Here is a 16,742-nt window from a genome sequence, read left to right as displayed (position 1 = left end):
CTGGGGAGCCAGTCCACCGAGGCGATCACGCACTGCTCGTCCTCGAAGGGGTTGGCCTTGGGCTCGGTCATCTCCAGCGATTCGCAGCGCTCTTCGTCGTAGATGGCGAAGGGCAGGTTGAAGCGGCGCAGCAGCTCGACGAACCATTGGTTCACCAGGCTCTCCGGCACCAGCACCAGCACGCGCTTCGCGCGGCCGCTGGCCAGCTGCTGGGCGGTGACCAGGCAGGCTTCGATGGTCTTGCCCAGGCCCACTTCGTCGGCCAGCAGCAGGCGCGGCGGGCGGCGGCGGCCAGCCATCTCGGCCACGCGCAGCTGGTGCGGGATCAGGTCGATGCGCGCGCCCAGCACGCCCCAGCCCGGGTGCGCGCGCGCGTCGGCGCGTCGCTGCAGGCATTCGCGGCGGAACTCGAACTGGTCGTTGCGGTCCACGCGCCCGGACAGCAGGCGCGAATCGGCCTGCGACACCGGCTGCTCGGCGTCGAGCTCGCCCTCGGTGTGCACCTGGCCGTCGCAGGTGTAGTGGATCAGCGCGTCGCGCAGCTCGGCGCGCTCGACCGTCTTGTCCTGGCCGCCGATGCGCACGCGCTCGCCCGGCCGGAACACGGCGCGCAGCAGCGGCGCCGAACCCAGCGCGTACATGCGCACCACGCCGGTGCCGGTGAAGACGATCTGCACCTGCCGCCCCGCGAGGCGAAGCACCGTGCCGAGCCCGAGTTCAGGCTCGGCGCTCGAGAACCAACGTTGTCCGGGAGCGAAACTGTTCATCAGCGCCAGAGGGCGACCTGCTCCTTGGAGGGCCGCTGCATCGCGACGCGACCCTTGCAGCCGAAAGCCTCGGCGAAGGCGGGCAGGTTGGCCAGCGGGCCGTTGACGCGCCACTTGGCCGGCGCGTGGATGGCGCTGGCCTGGGCCGCGGCGAGCGCGGTGGCCACGTCCTGGCGCGGCCACAGGCCGGCCCAGCCGGTGAAGAAGGCTTTGGCGGCGTTGGCGTCGGGCTTGCCCTGCGCATTCAGCGCCGCCCAGGCGATCTCGAGGCCGGCGAGGTCGGCGGCGTTCTGCGCCAGCGAGCCGGCACCGTTGACGCGCGTGGCGCCGCCGGTGGCGGAGTAGGCGGCGTACTGCGGCACCAGCGGCGCGATGCGCTTGTCCCAGGCGGCCTTGTCGGCGCCTTCGAACGCGAGCGCCAGGCTCATCTGCTGCGCGACCAGCCCCCCCAGGCTGCCGAAGTCGGCGGCGCTGCCGCCGTCGTCGAGCACCGGCGGCTGCAGGGTGGCGGCGGTGACCAGCAGGCGGTTCTCCTTGGGCAGGTAGGCCACCATCGGCTGCCACTGCTCGGCCGGCCAGGCGAAGCGCGCGCGCACCAGCGCGTACTTCATCAGCCACTTGCGCAGGGTGATCACGTTGCCGGCGAGGTTGTCGCGGCTGAAGCGCAGGTCGTCGAAGACGTTGTCCGGCACTTCGGTGCCCAGCTGCACGCCCATCGACTCCAGGCGCTGGCGGGCGCTGGCTTTGCCGGCCTCGCTGAGCCAGGCGGCCTGGCCGACGCGCTCGATGGCGGCGGCGCGCACGGCGGCGGCGATGGCCTGGGCGCGCTCCTGGCGCGGCACCGGCAGGAAGCGCTGGGTGTAGGCCGCGTCGATCAGCTCGGGCACGCGCGCCTCGAGCACCCAGCGGGCGCGCAGGGCGCGCGGCGTCGGCGCGTCCTGGCCGCGCAGGGTGACGTCGTAGAGCTGGGCCCACGGGTCGTTGAAGGCCTTGCCCAGCGTCGGCGCCATGTCGCGGGCGATGTGCGCGCGCAGGTAGGTCTTCCACTGCTCGGGCTTGGTGCGGGCGATCAGTTGGTCGAGGGCCACGAAGAATTCGGGGCCGGTCATCGCCACTTCGGTCGCCTTGAGGCCGTGCGCGGCCAGCAGGTTCTTGAGGCCGAGGCCGGCGGCCAGCTTCTCGGCTTCCGCGGTCGGCATCACCGTGAAGGACACGCCGGGCAGGGTGGCCTTGGCCAGCTGGCGCTCCATCTGCAGTACCGCGGCGGCTTCGGCGGCGGCCTTGGCCGGAGCCGAGCCGGTCAGCTTCAGCCACTCGGCGACGGCGGCCTGGTAGCGCGCCTCGACCGGCTGCACCAGCGGATCGGCATTGCCATAGAAGCCGGGGTCGGGCAGGCCCATGCCGCCCGGGCCGACCTGGGCGTAGGGGTTGCCGCGGGCATCGCGCAGCACCTGCAGGTCGACGATCAGCGGCATGCCGGCGGCGTGCAGGGCGGCGATGGCCGGGGCGATGTCGCGCGGGCGGCGGATCTTGTTGACGATGGCCAGCATCGGCTCGATCGGGCGGATGCCCTGGGCTTCGATGGCGGCCTCGTCGCCGGCGCTGGCGAACAGGTCGGCCAGGCGAACCGAGACGGTGGCATTGGCCGGGGCGGTGGTCGCGGCCAGCACCTGGTCGCGCTGCTGCACGCCCAGCGCATTGAGCTGGTCCCAGCGGCTGAACGAGGCCGTGCCGGCGGGCAGCTTGTTCTGCGCCAGCCAGGCGGCATTGGCATGCCCGTAGAAGTCGGCGCAGGCCAGCGGGGCCCGCTGCTGGGCGGCCACGGGGCCGGCGGCCAGCAGGGCAATCAGGAGCGACGGGAACAGGGGGCGCATGCGAAGGGGCATGGCGGACTCCGACTTGGGGGACCGCGATTCTACCGCCTGCGCCGCCCGCCCTGTAGGAGGGACTTCAGTCCCGAAGCTTTTCGCGAAGGGCTTCGGGACTGAAGTCCCTCCTACAGGGAGCGGGGGGCGGAAAGGAAAAGCCCGGCGCGGGGCCGGGCTTTTCGGGGTAACGCGGCGCAGAAGGCTTACCAGATGGCGACCTTGGCCTCGCCGCTGCGGACCATCGGGTCGCCTTCCTTGCAGCCGAAGGCGTCGGCGAAGGCCGGCAGGTTCGAGGGCGCGCCCATCGCGCGGAAGCGGGCCGGGGCGTGCGGGTCGGTCTGCAGGCGGACCTTCAGCTCTTCCGGCTTGTAGTTCACGCGCCACACCGTGGCCCAGTTCATGAAGAAGCGCTGGTTCGGGCCGTAGCCGTCGATCTCGGCCACGCGCTTGTTCTCCAGGGCCTTCTGCAGCGCGTCGTAGGCCACGGCCAGGCCGCCCAGGTCGGCGATGTTCTCGCCCAGGGTCAGGTTGCCGTTGACCTTCATGTCGTCGCCGTAGCCGTACTCGTTGAACTGCGACACGAGGCGGCCAGTGCGCTCCTGGAAGCCCGCCATGTCGGCCTCGGTCCACCAGTTCTTGAAGTTGCCGGTGGCGTCGAAGCGGCTGCCCTGGTCGTCGTAGCCGTGGATCATCTCGTGGCCGATCACGGCGCCGATGCCGCCGTAGTTCACCGCGTCGTCGGCGGCGAGGTCGAAGAACGGCGGCTGCAGGATCGCGGCCGGGAACACGATCTCGTTCGCCAGCGGGTTGTAGTAGGCGTTCACCGTCTGCGGGCTCATCTGCCACTCGGTCTTGTCCACCGGCTGGCCGATCTTGGCGAGGTTGAACTTGTGGTTGAACTCACCCGCGGCCATCAGGTTGGCCACGAAGCTGTCGCGGCTGGTCTGCAGGCCGCTCCAGTCGCGCCACTTGTCCGGGTAGCCGATCTTGGGCGTGAACGAGGCCCACTTCACCAGCGCCTGTTCCTTGGTCTCCGGGCTCATCCACTCCAGGTTCTCGATGCGCGCCTTGAGCGCAGTGCTGAGGTTGCCCACCAGCTCCTGCATGCGCGCCTTGGCTTCCGGCGAGAACGCGACGTCGACGTACTCCTTGCCCAGCGCCTCGCCCATCTGGCCGTTGATGGTGTTGAGCACGCGCTTCCAGCGCGGCTGCTGCTCTGCCTGGCCGCGCAGGGTCTTGCCGTAGAAATTGAAGTTCTCCTGCGCGAACGCGTCGGACAGGAACGGCGACAGGCCGTCCACCGCCTGGAAGCGGAGGTAGGCCTGCCAGGTCGCGGCCGGCACGTCGGCCAGCATGGTGCTGACTTCCTTGTGGAAATCAGGCTGGGCGAGCGAGAACATCGCCGGCGCCTCGAGGCCCTGCGAGGCGAAGAAGGCCGACCACTTGAAGTTCGGCGTCAGCGCATCCGCATCGGCCACGCTCACCGGGTTGTAGTACAGCGACACGTCGCGCGAGAGCTGCTCGCTCGAGGCCGAGACCTTGGCCAGGCGGGTCTCGAAGGCCATCACGTCGGCGGCCTGGGCCGTGGCGGTGGCTTCGTCGGCGCCGGCGAGCTGCAGCACCTTGGCGATGTGCGCCACGTAGGCCTCGCGCACCGCGGCGTGCTTTTCGTCGAAGTAGTAGTCGCGATCCGGCAGGCCGAGGCCGGCCTGGCTGGCGTAGGCGATGTTGACGCTGGAATCCTTGAAGTCCGGGCTCGGACCGAAGCCGAACACGAAGCCCTGGCCCTTGGCGTAGCTGGCGGCGATGAAGGCGGCGATCGCTTCCGGACCCTCGAGCGCGGCGATTTCGTCGAGCATCGGCTGGATCGGCGCGATGCCGGCGGCGTTCACCGCGGCCTCGTCCATGCCGGTGGCCCAGACGTCGCCGATCAGCTTGGCGGTGCCGGTGGCGCCTTCCTGCGCGGCGAGGTTCTCGACCAGCTTCTGCTGGATCTCGAGCGAGCGCTCGGACAGCACCACGAACGGGCCCCAGGTGGTGCGGTCGGACGGCACCGGGTTGGCGGCCAGCCACTTCGAGTTCACGAAGCCGTCGAAGTCCTGGCAGGCGGCGATGTTGGTGTCCACGTCGCTGGCCTGCAGCGAGATGGCGGGGGTCTTGAGGGTGGCCAGGTCGACCACGGGCGCGGCGGCGACCGGGGCGGCGGCCGTGTCGGCCGGGGCTTCGGTCTTCTGGCAGGCGGCGAGGGCGACGCCGACCGCGAGGGCCAGGCCGAGGGGCTTGAGGTTGCGAGGATTCACGGGAAGCTCCAGGCCCGTCCGGGCCATCAGGAAAAGTGGGCCGCCCGCGGTCGCGGGCAACCCCGCGATTCTGGACCCCTCCCCCCGTCCCGGCATAGGCCACTCGTCACCCTTGCACGTGCGCCTTGCGCACGAACCGCCGCACTTCGGAACGTCCCGGCAGCTCCGCCCAGCAACGATAGGGTTCGCCGCCCGCCCCTCAACACGGCGTCCTGCCCATTGAGGGGCGGCCGTTCCGGCCTCCTGCCTCCACTTCGTCGAACCCTATCGTCGCAGGGCGGCGCTCCGACCGTCCGTGGCACACCGGCTCAAGATCAAGAACGAGCGCAAAAGCAAAGTCGACAGCCAGGGCACGGCCCGGAGCGAGGGCAGCCGCGAGCCAGAACGCCGATGTTCCGGCTTCGCTCTTGATCTCGATGCGGTGTGCGACGGACTCCCGGGGCGACGTCGCACAATCAACCAGTACTTCTGAAGTGAAGGGCAGGAGGCCCGTAACGGCCGACGTTTGCTGCCAGGGATGGCGCTAGCAAGACGGCGGGCAGAAGTACTGGTTGAGTGGGCGGCGGCGCTGCCGAGAAGTCCCGGTGTGAAGCCGTTCGTGCGCAATGCGCACGCCGGCGGCAGGGCGGGAAACGAAAAGCCCGGCGCGGGGCCGGGCTTTTCAGGGTCACGCGATGGTGCAGGGGGTTACCAGATGACGACGCGGTCTTCGCCCGAGCGGACCATCTTGTCGCCTTCCTTGCAGCCGAAGGCTTCGGCGAAGGCCGGCAGGTTGGAGGGTGCGCCGACCGCACGGAACATGCCCGGCGAGTGCGGGCCGACCGTCAGCTGCTGCTTGAGCTGCGCCTCGGTGAAAGCGATGCGCCAGACCGTGGCCCAGTTCATGAAGAAGCGCTGGTCCTGGCTGAAGCCGTCGACCATCGGATCGCTGAAGCCTTCGCCCTGGGCGCGCTTGAGCGCGTCGTAGGCGACCGTGACGCCGCCGAGGTCGGCGATGTTCTCGCCCAGGCCCAGGCGACCGTTGACGTTCATGCCCGGCAGCGCCTCGTAGCCGCTGTACTGCTCGGCCAGCTTGTCGGTGCGCGCGTTGAAGTTGGCGCGGTCGGCGTCGGTCCACCAGTTGGCCATGTTGCCGGCCGCGTCGAACTTGCTGCCCTGGTCGTCGAAGCCGTGCAGCATCTCGTGGCCGATCACCGCGCCGATGCCGCCGTAGTTGAGCGCGTCGTCGGCGTTCACGTCGAAGAACGGCGGCTGCAGGATCGCGGCCGGGAACACGATCTCGTTGGCGGTGGAGCGGTAGTACGCGTTCACCGTCTGCGGGCTCATGCCCCACTCGCTGCGGTCGACCGGCTTGCCGATCTTGTCGAGGTTGTAGCGGTAGTTGAAGGCCGCGGCGCGCATCAGGTTCTGCGCGTAGCTGTCGCCGCCCACTTCCAGGCCGCTCCAGTCACGCCACTTGTCCGGGTAGCCGACCTTCGGGGTGAAGGTGGACCACTTCTCGATCGCCTTGACCTTGGTCTCCTCGCTCATCCACTCGAGGTTCTCGAGGCGGACCTTGAGCGTGGCCATCAGGTTCTGCACCAGGGCCTCCATCTTGGCCTTGGACTCCGGCGGGAAGGCCTGGGCGACGTAGAGCTGGCCGAAGCCTTCGCCCATGCTGCCGTTGAGCGCGCCGAGCACGCGCTTCCAGCGCGGCTGCATCTCCTGCTGGCCGGAGAGCGTCTTGCGGTAGAACTCGAAGTTGGCCTGCTCGAAGGCGCTGCTCAGGTAGGGCGCGGCGCTGTCGATGGCGCGGAACTGCAGCCAGGTCTTCCACTGCTCCACCGGCACGTCGGCCAGCATCGCGTCGAATTCCTTGAAGAAGCCCGGCATCGCCAGCGAGAAGCTGGCCGGGGCGTCGACGTCGAGCGCGGCGAAGAACGCGGTCCAGTCGAAGTTCGGCGTGCTGGCGTTGGCGTCGGCCAGGCTCACCGGGTTGTAACGGGTGGCCGGGTCGCGCAGCTCGACGCGGCCGAGCGAGGACTTGGCGATGCGGGTCTCGAAGTCGAGCACCTGCTGGGCCTGGGCCTTGGCGGTCTCGGCGTCGGCGCCGGCCAGCGTCATCAGCTTCTCGACGTGGACCAGGAAGGCGGCGCGGGCGGCCTTGTAGTCCTCGCGGTCCTCGAGGTAGTAGGCCTTCTCGGGCAGCGACAGGCCGCCCTGGGTGGCGTAGGCGATGTTGGTGTTGGAGTCGTTGTAGTCGGCCATGGCGTAGAAGCCGAACAGCATGCCGTTGCCTTCGGCATAGGCTTCACCGAGGTAGGCCGGGATGTCGGCGTTGCTGGCGATGGCGGCGATGCGGTCGAGCTCGGGCTGGATCGGCGTGATGCCGGCCGCTTCGATCGCGGCCTCGTCCATGCCGGCCTTGAAGAAGTCGCCGACCTTGCGCTCCATGCTGCCTTCCGGGAAATCACCGGCGGCCGCGGCCTTGGCGATTTCGTGCTGCACCTGCAGCGAGCGCTCGCCCAGCGCCGGGAAGGCGCCCCAGGTCGTGCGGTCGGCCGGCACCGGGTTGGCGGCGAGCCACTTGGCGTTCACGTGGCCGTTGAAGTCCTGGCAGGCCAGGATCTCGGGGCTGATGTCGTCGGCCTTCAGCGCGATCGGCTGCTGGGCGACCTGCGAGAGGTCGACGGTGAGCTTCGGGGCCTCGGCGACCGGCTCGGCGGCCGGCGTTTCGGCCTTCTGGCAGGCGGCCAGGGCGACGGTGATGGAGAAGGCGAGGGCGAGTGGCTTGATCTGGCGCAGGTTCATGGAATCCCCGGGGTTTGGGCAACGGACGCCGAAGCCTAGGGCATCCGGGGTGAGCATGGTGTAGGCCAGAGGTCATGGCCGGGCCCGGCCGGGGCGATTGCCAGCCCGGGCGCGATTGCGTACCTTGGGGTCGTTGGTCCTGGACTCCCATGCTCATGAAGCCCCGTCTCCAGACCCGCAGTCACGCCGGTGGCGTCGTTCCGCATCGGCTTTCTGAAGGTCACAGCGCAATCGCGCCATCCGATCGCCCCCGGGCGTCGATGCTCCTTGCCCGCACGTCCGTGCGCCGGCAGACGGTGGAATTCCTGCGTATCCCCCCGGCCGCTCCCGCGGTCGCCGGCGTGTCCGTGGCCTGAATCCGGGCGCGTCGCCGCGTCCCGGCAACGGGGCGGGGCGGCGGGCTCCCACCGCTGTTGATCCGAGGAGATGGCAATGCGCGTTCTGGCCTGTGATGGCATCCATGAAGACGGTCTGGCCCTGTTCAAGCAGGCGGGCTGGACGGTCGAGGTTTCCGATCCGATCAAGGACCCCAAGGTCCTCGCCGGCAAGCTCGAGGGGTTCGACGCCGTGCTGGTGCGCTCGGCCACCCAGGTCCCGGCCGAGGCGCTGGCCAGCGCCGGCAAGCTGCGGGTGATCGGACGTGCCGGCGCCGGCGTGGACACCATCGACGTGGACGCGGCCACCGCCCGCGGCATCGCCGTGATGAATGCGCCCGACGGCAACACCCTCGCCGCCGCCGAGCACGCGCTGTCGCTGCTGTTCGCGCTGGCCCGGCACGTGCCGCGCGCCGATGCCGGCATGAAGGCGGGCGAGTGGCCCAAGGCCGGCCTCACCGGCTTCGAGCTGGAAGGAAAGAAGCTGGGCGTGATCGGCCTGGGCCGCATCGGCGCCACCGTGGCCCGCAAGGCGCAGGGCATCGGCATGGAAGTGGCCGCGCACGATCCCTTCCTGCCGGCCTCGGCCGCGGGCAAGGGCAGCGTGCCGCTGATGTCGCTGCCGGACCTGCTGGCCTGGGCGGACGTGGTCACGCTGCACATCCCGCGTACCAAGGACACCACCAACCTGCTCGACGAAACCCGCCTGCGCGGCATGAAGCCCGGCGCCTTCCTCATCAACGCCGCCCGCGGCGGCCTGGTGGACGAGGACGCGCTGCTGCGCCTGCTCGAGGAAGGCCACCTCGCGGGCGCCGCGCTCGACACCTTCGTGACCGAGCCGCTGCCCAAGGACTCGCCGCTGCGCGGCAATCCCAAGCTCATCCTGACCCCGCACCTCGGCGCGAGCACCGGCGAGGCGCAGCAGGCGGTGAGCACCATCCTCGCGCGCCAGATCATTGATTTCGTCGCCACCGGCGCCGTGGCCGGCTGCGTCAACCTGCCGCCGCTGACGCCGGAAACCGCGCGCGAAGTCGGCCCGTGGATGCCGCTGATGACCGCGCTGGGCAAGCTGGCCGCGCGGCTGGTGCCGGCGCCGACGCGCCTGCAGGTCACCTACGCCGGCCGCACCGAAGGCCTGGACACCCGGCCGCTGACGCGCCTGCTGGTGGCCGCGCTGCTGGGCCCGGCCTCGGGCCGCGTGACGCCGGTGAACGCGCTGCACGAGGCCGCCGCGCGCGGCCTCGAAGTGGCGGAAACCTTGGGCGGCGACGGCGACGGCTTCGACCGCCTGCTGCGCATCCGCGTCGAGGGCGGCGGCACCGTGCGCGAGATCGAGGCCACGCTGCACCGCGGCCCGCGCGTGGTGCGGCTGGACGGCGTCGAGCTCGACTTCGACCCGCTGGCGCACATCCTGCTGATGCGCAACGAGGACAAGCCCGGCGTGATCGGCCTGGTCGGCTCGCACCTGGGCGCGGCCGGCGTGAACATCGTGAACTTCTCGCTCGGCGCCACCGGCGACGGCGGCGCCATCGCCGCGATCACGGTGGACCGCGAAGTGCCGGCGCCGCAGCTGGCCTCGCTGCGCGGCATCCCGGGCATCCTGGCGATGGAGCAGGTCTGATGAAGGTCCTGCTCGCCCGCCACGGGGAAACGCCGTGGAATGCCGAAGGCCGCTACCAGGGCCAGCGCGACATCGCCCTCTCGCCGGTCGGCGAAGAGCAGGCCCGCAAGCTTGGCCAGCGCCTGGCCGGGGTGGACATCACCCGCGCGGTGGCGTCACCGCTGTCGCGCGCGCGCCGCACCGCCGAGCTCGCACTCGGCGAGGCGCGCGCGGCGTCGCTGGCGTTCGATCCCGGTCTGCAGGAAATCGGCCACGGGGAGTGGGAGGGCCTGCTGGCCGCCGAGATCCGCGCGAAGGACCCGGTGCGCCTGAAGGCCTGGCGCGACGCACCGGAGACCGTGCAGATGCCGGGCCCGGGCGGCGAGTCGATCGTCGAAGTGCTCGACCGTGCCTGGCCCGCCTTCCAGCGCGCCTGCGAAGGCCTGGGCGCCGACGACACGCTGCTGGTGGTCGCCCACGACGCGGTGAACCGCGTGATCCTGTGCCGCATCCTCGGCCTGCCGCTGTCGCGGATGTGGAGCTTCCGGCAGGCGCCGACCACGCTGAACCTGCTCGAGGGGGAGTCCGCGCTGTCGCTGGACGTGGTGCGCCTCAACGACTGCAACCACCACACCGGCTTGTTCGGCGAAGCGGTGCACCGGGCGCTCTAGCGCCCGGCCTCGGGGTCAGTCGGCGGACGGGGTGGTCTCGTTGCCTTCGTCCGCATCGGCGTCGTCCTGCGCGTCGGCCGGCTGGCCGGCGCGCTTGCGGGCGGCCTTCTCGGCTTCCTTTTCGGCCTTTTTCTTGGCCTTGGCGAGCTCGCGCTGGCGCTTTTCGAACGAATAATTGGGCTTGGCCATGGGCGGGCTCGGTGCGGGAAGGCGTCCAGTCTAACCGCTGGGATGCGCCGGCGGCCCGCGCGCGGCGGATAATGTGGCCATGAAGCGAACCCTCGAGCAGTGGCTGGCGTACCAGCAGCAGGTCCATCCCCGCGACGTGGCCCTGGGCCTGGAGCGCGTGGGCGAGGTCTACCGGCGGCTGGCGCCGGGCCGGCCCGGGCGCCAGGTCGCGGTGGTCGGCGGCACCAATGGCAAGGGCTCCACCGTGGCCTTCCTCGAGGCGATGGCGCGGGCCGCGGGGCTGCGGGTGGGCGCGTTCACCTCGCCGCACCTGCTGCGCTACAACGAGCGCATCCGCATCGACGGCCGCGACGCCGATGACGCGGCCCTGGTCGATGCCTTCGAGCGCATCGAGGCGGCGCGCGGCGCGATCGCGCTGACCTATTTCGAATTCGGCACGCTGGCGGCGCTGCTGCTGTTCGCCGAGGCCGGGCTGGACCTGGCGATCCTCGAGGTCGGGCTCGGCGGGCGCCTGGACGCGGTGAACATCATCGATGGCGACGTCGCGATCATCACCACCGTCGACCTGGACCACCAGGACTACCTCGGCCCGGACCGCGAGGCCATCGGCGCCGAGAAAGCCGGCATCCTGCGCGCGGGCAAGCCCGCGGTGCTGGCCGAGAAGGATCCGCCGTCCTCCGTGCTGCGCCGTGCCTACGCGATCGGCGCCTTCGCAATCCGCGGGCACTCGGACTACCTCATTGATGACCTGGGCGCCGAGGGCTGGCGCTGGCGCGAGCCCGGCTACGAGATCGTGCTGCCGAATCCCGGCCTGGAAGCGCCCGCCCAGCGCGGCAACGCCGCGGCGGCGATCGCGGCGCTGCGGGCGCTGGACCTGCCGGTGTCCGACGAGGCGCTGCGGGAGGGCGTGCGCGACGCGCGCGTGCCTGGCCGCCTGCAGCGCCAGCCCGGCCCGCCCGAGCGCGTGCTGGACGTCGCCCACAACCCGCAGGGCGCGCGCCAGCTGGCCGAGTGGCTGGCGGCCAACCCGCGCCCCACGGTCGCGGTGTTCAGCGCGCTGGGCGACAAGGACATCGCCGGCATCGTCGGGCCGGTGGCGCCGCACGTGCAGGCCTGGCACCTGGGGCCCATCACCGACGCCGGTCCGCGCGGCCTGCCGGTGGCTGAACTGGCAAGGCGCGTCGCGGAGGCCCTGCCGGACGCCGCCGTCCAGCCGCACGAAAGCCAGGGCGCCGCGCTGGCCGCCGCCGCCGCGGCCTGCGGGCCGGACGGGCGCGTGCTGGTGTTCGGTTCATTCCACACCGTCGCTGAAGCCCTGGCCGCGCGCTGAGCCGGAGCGGGCGGCAACCCGGCTATAATTCGCGCCACTCCCCGGCCGGACCGCGCCCCGATGGATTCAGCCCTGAAACAGCGCCTGATCGGCGCCGCCGTGCTGGTGGCGCTGGCGATGATCTTCCTGCCCATGCTGCTCAAGGGCCCCGACACCACCGAACCCGACGCCGCGCGCGTGCCGCTGGAAATGCCGGGCGCGCCCGACCAGGCCTTCGAGACCCGCGAAGTGCCGCTGACCCTGCCGGCGCCCGAGGCCCCGGAGGGCGGCGTGCTCGGCATGGATCCCCGCCCGGCGGCCAGCGACGACCCGAACGCGGTGGCCACGGTCGACCAGACCGGCCTGCCGCCCGCGCGCACCGACGTCGAACCCGAGCCCGAGGACGCGCCCGCGCTGGCGGTCGATGCCGCCACCGGCCTGCCCGAGCCGGCGCCCGCGCCGGCGCCGGTAGCCACCGCACCGGCCCCCGCGGCCGCGACGCCGACGCCCGAACCCGCGCCGGTCGCCGCGCCCGCGCCGGTCGAACCCGCGCTGCCTGCCACCGCCGCCGGCGGCCGCTACGTGGTGAACGTGGGCAGCTTCTCCAACCTCGCCAACGCCCGCAGCCTGGCCGACAAGCTGCGCTCGCGCGGCCTGCCGCTGACCAGCGAGTCGGTGGATGTCGGCGGCAAGCCGGCGATGCGCCTGCGCGTCGGTCCCTACGGCGACCGCACCGCCGCCGAGGCGGCGCGCCTGCGGGTGGAGTCGGTCACCGGCGGGTCCGCCGCCGTGGTCGCGCTCGACGCCGCGCCGGCGGCTGCCTCGTCTACTCCCGCGCCGGCCCCGGCGCGCGCCAGCACCGCGCCCAGCGTCGGTTTCGCCGTGCAGCTCGGCGCGCTCAGCTCCGAGGCCGACGCCAATGCGCTGCGCGACCGCGCCCGCGCCGCCGGCTTCGTCGCCTTCCACCAGCGCGTGAACACCGACCGCGGCGCCGTCTGGCGCGTGCGCGTGGGCCCCGAGGCCGACCGCGCCGCCGCCGACCGCCTGCGCGACGCCGTGCGCAGCCAGCTCGGCCTGCCCGACGCGATCGTCGTGCCGCACCCGTGATCCTGCGCGCGCGCCACCGATGAACTGGGCCGACTACGCACTGCTGACCGTGCTGCTGGTGTCGATGGGCGTCGGCCTGTGGCGTGGCTTCGTGGTCGAGGTGCTGTCGCTGACGGTGTGGGTCGCCGCGTTCTGGCTCTCGATGGGTTTCGGCGCCGACGTGGCGGCGTGGTTCACGGGCGTCGGGGAACCTTCGGCCCGCCTGTTCCTGGGCTACGCCGGCGTGTTCGTGGGCGTGCTGCTGCTCGGCGGCCTGGTCACCTGGGCGCTGGGCAAGTTCATCGCCAACACCGGGCTGTCGGCCACCGACCGCGTGCTGGGCGTGGGCTTCGGCCTGCTGCGCGGCCTGGTGCTGGCCTGCGTGGCGGTGCTGCTGATGGGCTTCACCTCGCTGCCGTCCGAACCCTGGTGGCAGTCCTCGAAGCTGATGCCCGGCGTGCAGCTGGGCGCGGAATGGATGCAGGGCTTCCTGCCCGCCAGCGCCGCGGAAGAACTGCGTTTCGCGCCGCCGGCCCCGGCGACGCCCGAAGTGATCGACCTGGTCGTGCCGCATGAAACGGCCGATCCCCCTGTTCCGGAGAACTGAACCATGTGCGGCATCATCGGAATCGCCGGCGCCACCGACGTGGCGGCCGCCCTGTACGACGGCCTGACGGTGCTGCAGCACCGCGGCCAGGACGCGGCCGGCATCGCCACCATGGACGGCAACCGCGTGCACCTGCACAAGGGCAACGGCCTGGTGAAGGAAGTGTTCGACGAGCGCGCGATGGCGCTGCTCACCGGCCGCGTCGGCATCGGCCACTGCCGCTACCCGACCGCCGGCTCGGAGGGTTCCGATGAAGCGCAGCCGTTCTACGTGAATTCCCCCTACGGCATCGCGCTGGCCCACAACGGCAACCTGATCAACACCGACGCGCTGCGCCGGCTGGTGTTCGAGGAAGACAAGCGCAACGTCAACACCGAGTCCGACTCCGAAGTGCTGCTCAACGTGTTCGCGCACGAGCTGGCGCAGCAGGGCGCGCTGACGCCGCAGGCCGCGGTGGCCGCGGTGGCTGGCGTGCACCGCCGCTGCACCGGCGGCTACGCGGTGGTGAGCATGGTGCTGGGCCTGGGCCTGGTGGCCTTCCGCGACCCGCACGGCATCCGCCCGCTGGTGCTGGGCAAGCGCGTCGGCCCGAACGGCACCGAGTACGCGGTGGCCTCCGAATCGGTGGCGCTGGACATCCTGGGCTTCGTGCGCGAGCGCGACGTGCAGCCGGGCGAAGCCGTGGTCATCAACTTCCGTGGCGAGCTGCACGCCGAGGTCTGCGCCGCGCCGCGGCCGCATGCGCCCTGCATCTTCGAGTACGTGTACTTCGCGCGCCCGGACTCGATGATCGAGAATATCTCGGTGCACAAGGCGCGCATGCGCATGGGCGTCACCCTCGGCCAGAAGATCCTGCGCCTGCGGCCCGACCACGACATCGACACGGTGATCCCGATCCCCGACACCTCGCGCGACGCCGCGCTGGAGATCGCCAACGTGCTGGGCGTGAAGTACCGCGAGGGCTTCATCAAGAACCGCTACGTCGGCCGCACCTTCATCATGCCGGGGCAGGGCGAGCGCGTGAAATCGGTGCGCCGCAAGCTCAACCCGATCCCGCTGGAGTTCAAGGACCGGGTGGTGCTGCTGGTGGACGATTCGATCGTGCGCGGCACCACCAGCCAGCAGATCGTGCAGATGGCGCGCGACGCCGGCGCCAAGAAGGTCTACCTGGCCTCGGCGGCGCCGCCGGTGCGGCACCCGAACATCTACGGCATCGACATGCCCTCGGCCGACGAGCTGGTGGCGCACGGCCGCACCGAGCAGGAAATCGAGACGCTGCTCGGCTGCGACTGGCTGATCTACCAGGACCTGGCCGACCTCGAGGCGGCGGTCGCCGGCCCGAAGTTCCCGAACCGCCCCTTCGACAGCTCCTGCTTCAGCGGCGAGTACGTGACGGGCATCGAGCCGGGCTACTTCGAACGCATCCAGCAACTCCGCTCCGACGACGCCAAGCGCAAGCGCCGCGCGCCCTGAGCTGGATTTTTGTTTCTTCAGACGCGGATTAACGCGGATAAAAGCAGGTCGAATGGGTCGAGGCCGGATCATTCCGATCGACCGTGACTTGAATCGATAGGAGCAACGGTGCGCCATGAGCAACATCTGCCTTCGCTCGATCCGCGTTTATCCGCGTTAATCCGCGTCTAGATATCTGGTCCCCGAACGTGCCTAGTCCCTCGCCCACGCCATCGCTGCACGAAGCTGCCCTGGCCTGCCTGATGGCGCGGGAGCCGGGGGAGAAGCTGCGGATGACGCATGCGGTGGCGGCGGCGTTTCGGGCGGGGGAGTTGGCGGTGCCGGACGAGGCGCCGGCCGCCGAGGTGATCGCGGTGCCCGGGCGGCCGGACGCGCCGGTGCTGGTGTCGCCGCGGGAAGTGCCGCAGCGCGGGCTGGGCAGCGTGGCCGGGCGGGCGGCGTTCCTGCATGCAGTGGCGCACATCGAGTTCAATGCGGTGAACCTGGCCTGGGACGCGGTTTACCGCTTCCGCGGGATGCCGCGCGATTTCTACGCCGATTGGGTGGCCGTGGCCGACGACGAGGCGCGCCACTTCGCGATGCTGTCCGCGCGGCTCACCGCGCTGGGCGCGGCCTACGGCGACCACCCGGCGCACAACGGGCTGTGGGAAATGGCCGTGGCCACCGCCGACAGCTGCCTGCGGCGGATGGCGCTGGTGCCGCGCGTGCTCGAGGCGCGCGGGCTGGACGTGACGCCCGGCATGATCACGCGGCTGCGCCTGAATGGCGACGACGCCTCGGCGGACGTGCTCGAAGTGATCCTGCGCGAGGAAGTGGCGCACGTCGCCGCCGGCACCCGCTGGTTCCACTGGTGCTGCGAGCGCGAGGGGCTGCCGCCGGGGCGCGAGTTCATCCGGCTGGTGCGCGAGGCCGCGCGCGGCTCGCTGCGCGGCCCGTTCAACCGGCCGGCGCGGCACGCCGCCGGCTTCGATGATTACGAAATGAGCGAACTGGAAGCGATGGAGCCCGCGCGATGAAACGACTGCTGCTGCCCGCCGTGCTGCTGCTGGCTGCCTGCCAGCCGCAGGAAGTGGATCCGGCCTACGACGAGGCCAAGGGCGCCGAGCTGCTGGCCGCCTACGAGGCCGCGCGCGCCGACGGCGACTTCGAGATCGCGGAGGCCCGCGGCGACGAGCTGCGCCAGCGCCACGGCGAGACGAAGGCCGCGGCGACCATGCGCGAAACCCTGGAGCAGGTGCGCGTGGAGGCCGAGGCCATGCGCGAGCGCCGCCGGCTGGTGCAGCTCTGGGATTACCAGGCCAACCCGGCGGCCGGCGGCATCCAGCACACGGCCGGCCTGTACAGCCGCGTGGCCGTGGACCCCGAGACCGGCCGCGGCCTCGCCATTCCCGACGCCCAGCTGATCCTGCGCCGCCACCCGGAATGGGGCGAGAGCGCCTACCTCGTGCTGACGCAGAAGACGCTGCAGTGCGGGCCGCCGTGCCGCCTGAAGATCCGTTTCGACGACGGCGAAACGCTGTCCTTCGAAGGCGACCCGGCCGATACCGGCACCGGGCCGGCGCTGTTCATCGTCGACCGGGACCGTTTCCTGGCCGCGATGACCGAAGCCACGCGCGTGCGCATCGAGCTGCCGCGTTCGGGCGCGCTGGTGCCGGTGTTCGAATTCGAGGTGGGCGGCTTCCAGCCGGCGCGGCACCTGCGCGACTGA

The 16,742-nt window shown here is 71.4% G+C and carries 13 protein-coding genes; 8 read left to right on the top strand and 5 right to left on the bottom strand.

The window, feature by feature from the left end:
• From N787_RS13855 to N787_RS13840, 4 genes are all read right to left on the bottom strand, one after another.
• Positions 1-767: SNF2-related protein (locus N787_RS13855; RefSeq protein ID WP_245594025.1), on the bottom strand; the 767-nt coding region annotated here is incomplete at its 3' end.
• Entirely contained in the window at positions 767-2,653 is a 1,887-nt protein-coding gene (locus N787_RS13850) for a M13-type metalloendopeptidase (RefSeq protein ID WP_034215407.1), read from the bottom strand. The genes N787_RS13855 and N787_RS13850, both read right to left, overlap by 1 nt.
• Positions 2,654-2,838: 185 nt before the next feature.
• Positions 2,839-4,962: a M13 family metallopeptidase gene (locus N787_RS13845; RefSeq protein WP_052575499.1), complete on the bottom strand. Its 2,124-nt coding sequence runs from the start codon at positions 4,960-4,962 to the stop codon at positions 2,839-2,841.
• A 660-nt stretch (positions 4,963-5,622) separates the two neighbouring features.
• Positions 5,623-7,725, bottom strand: coding sequence for a M13 family metallopeptidase (locus tag N787_RS13840; RefSeq protein ID WP_034215405.1), 2,103 nt, complete (start codon positions 7,723-7,725; stop codon positions 5,623-5,625).
• A gap of 432 nt (positions 7,726-8,157) precedes the next feature.
• Between N787_RS13840 and serA the strand changes: the two genes are divergently transcribed.
• Together serA and N787_RS13830 are read left to right on the top strand one after the other, a co-directional pair.
• A complete protein-coding gene (gene serA, locus N787_RS13835) occupies positions 8,158-9,720 on the top strand; it encodes a phosphoglycerate dehydrogenase (RefSeq protein WP_052575497.1) in 1,563 nt (520 codons plus the stop codon).
• Positions 9,720-10,370: a histidine phosphatase family protein gene (locus N787_RS13830; protein WP_034215401.1), complete on the top strand. Its 651-nt coding sequence runs from the start codon at positions 9,720-9,722 to the stop codon at positions 10,368-10,370. Before serA ends, N787_RS13830 begins: the two co-directional genes overlap by 1 nt.
• Before the next feature lie 15 nt (positions 10,371-10,385).
• Here the strand turns inward: N787_RS13830 and N787_RS15165 are convergent, their stop codons facing one another.
• A complete protein-coding gene (locus N787_RS15165; RefSeq protein WP_169742314.1) occupies positions 10,386-10,559 on the bottom strand; it encodes a hypothetical protein in 174 nt (57 codons plus the stop codon).
• Between the two features lie 79 nt (positions 10,560-10,638).
• Here N787_RS15165 and folC point away from each other — a divergent pair, with 79 nt between their 5' ends.
• The 6 genes from folC (at position 10,639) to N787_RS14540 (ending at position 16,742) form a co-directional block, all read left to right on the top strand.
• Positions 10,639-11,889, top strand: coding sequence for a bifunctional tetrahydrofolate synthase/dihydrofolate synthase (gene folC, locus N787_RS13825; RefSeq protein WP_034215398.1), 1,251 nt, complete (start codon positions 10,639-10,641; stop codon positions 11,887-11,889).
• 60 nt (positions 11,890-11,949) lie between these two features.
• On the top strand, positions 11,950-12,975 hold the full coding sequence (locus N787_RS13820) for an SPOR domain-containing protein (protein ID WP_034215395.1): 1,026 nt from the start codon (positions 11,950-11,952) through the stop codon (positions 12,973-12,975).
• A gap of 19 nt (positions 12,976-12,994) precedes the next feature.
• Positions 12,995-13,561, top strand: coding sequence for a CvpA family protein (locus N787_RS13815; RefSeq protein ID WP_052575496.1), 567 nt, complete (start codon positions 12,995-12,997; stop codon positions 13,559-13,561).
• A gap of 3 nt (positions 13,562-13,564) precedes the next feature.
• The gene (gene purF, locus N787_RS13810; RefSeq protein WP_034215392.1) at positions 13,565-15,034 is read left to right on the top strand and encodes an amidophosphoribosyltransferase; all 1,470 of its coding nucleotides are present in this window, start codon (positions 13,565-13,567) and stop codon (positions 15,032-15,034) included.
• A 242-nt stretch (positions 15,035-15,276) separates the two neighbouring features.
• Positions 15,277-16,050 (top strand): ferritin-like domain-containing protein, encoded by a 774-nt coding sequence (locus N787_RS13805; RefSeq protein ID WP_052575495.1) that lies wholly within the window; start codon positions 15,277-15,279, stop codon positions 16,048-16,050.
• The gene (locus N787_RS14540; RefSeq protein ID WP_052575494.1) at positions 16,047-16,742 is read left to right on the top strand and encodes a hypothetical protein; all 696 of its coding nucleotides are present in this window, start codon (positions 16,047-16,049) and stop codon (positions 16,740-16,742) included. The genes N787_RS13805 and N787_RS14540 overlap by 4 nt, the downstream gene beginning before the upstream one ends.

It is taken from the genome of Arenimonas metalli CF5-1 (assembly GCF_000747155.1).
GTDB classification, from domain to species: Bacteria; Pseudomonadota; Gammaproteobacteria; order Xanthomonadales; family Xanthomonadaceae; genus Arenimonas; species Arenimonas metalli.
The sequence above is the reverse complement of the archived record's forward strand: the minus strand, read 5'-3'. Positions and strand labels throughout refer to the sequence as shown.

Bases quoted from the DNA above. Each gene is read 5' to 3' on its own strand.
- N787_RS14540 (WP_052575494.1), top strand. From the start codon at position 16,047: ATGAAACGACTGCTGCTGCCCGCCGTGCTGCTGCTGGCTGCCTGCCAG.
- N787_RS13805 (WP_052575495.1), top strand. From the start codon at position 15,277: ATGGCGCGGGAGCCGGGGGAGAAGCTGCGGATGACGCATGCGGTGGCG.
- N787_RS13815 (WP_052575496.1), top strand. From the start codon at position 12,995: ATGAACTGGGCCGACTACGCACTGCTGACCGTGCTGCTGGTGTCGATG.
- N787_RS13840 (WP_034215405.1), bottom strand. From the start codon at position 7,725: ATGAACCTGCGCCAGATCAAGCCACTCGCCCTCGCCTTCTCCATCACC.
- folC (WP_034215398.1), top strand. From the start codon at position 10,639: ATGAAGCGAACCCTCGAGCAGTGGCTGGCGTACCAGCAGCAGGTCCAT.
- serA (WP_052575497.1), top strand. From the start codon at position 8,158: ATGCGCGTTCTGGCCTGTGATGGCATCCATGAAGACGGTCTGGCCCTG.
- N787_RS13820 (WP_034215395.1), top strand. From the start codon at position 11,950: ATGGATTCAGCCCTGAAACAGCGCCTGATCGGCGCCGCCGTGCTGGTG.
- N787_RS13850 (WP_034215407.1), bottom strand. From the start codon at position 2,653: ATGCCCCTTCGCATGCGCCCCCTGTTCCCGTCGCTCCTGATTGCCCTG.
- purF (WP_034215392.1), top strand. From the start codon at position 13,565: ATGTGCGGCATCATCGGAATCGCCGGCGCCACCGACGTGGCGGCCGCC.
- N787_RS15165 (WP_169742314.1), bottom strand. From the start codon at position 10,559: ATGGCCAAGCCCAATTATTCGTTCGAAAAGCGCCAGCGCGAGCTCGCC.
- N787_RS13845 (WP_052575499.1), bottom strand. From the start codon at position 4,962: ATGGCCCGGACGGGCCTGGAGCTTCCCGTGAATCCTCGCAACCTCAAG.
- N787_RS13830 (WP_034215401.1), top strand. From the start codon at position 9,720: ATGAAGGTCCTGCTCGCCCGCCACGGGGAAACGCCGTGGAATGCCGAA.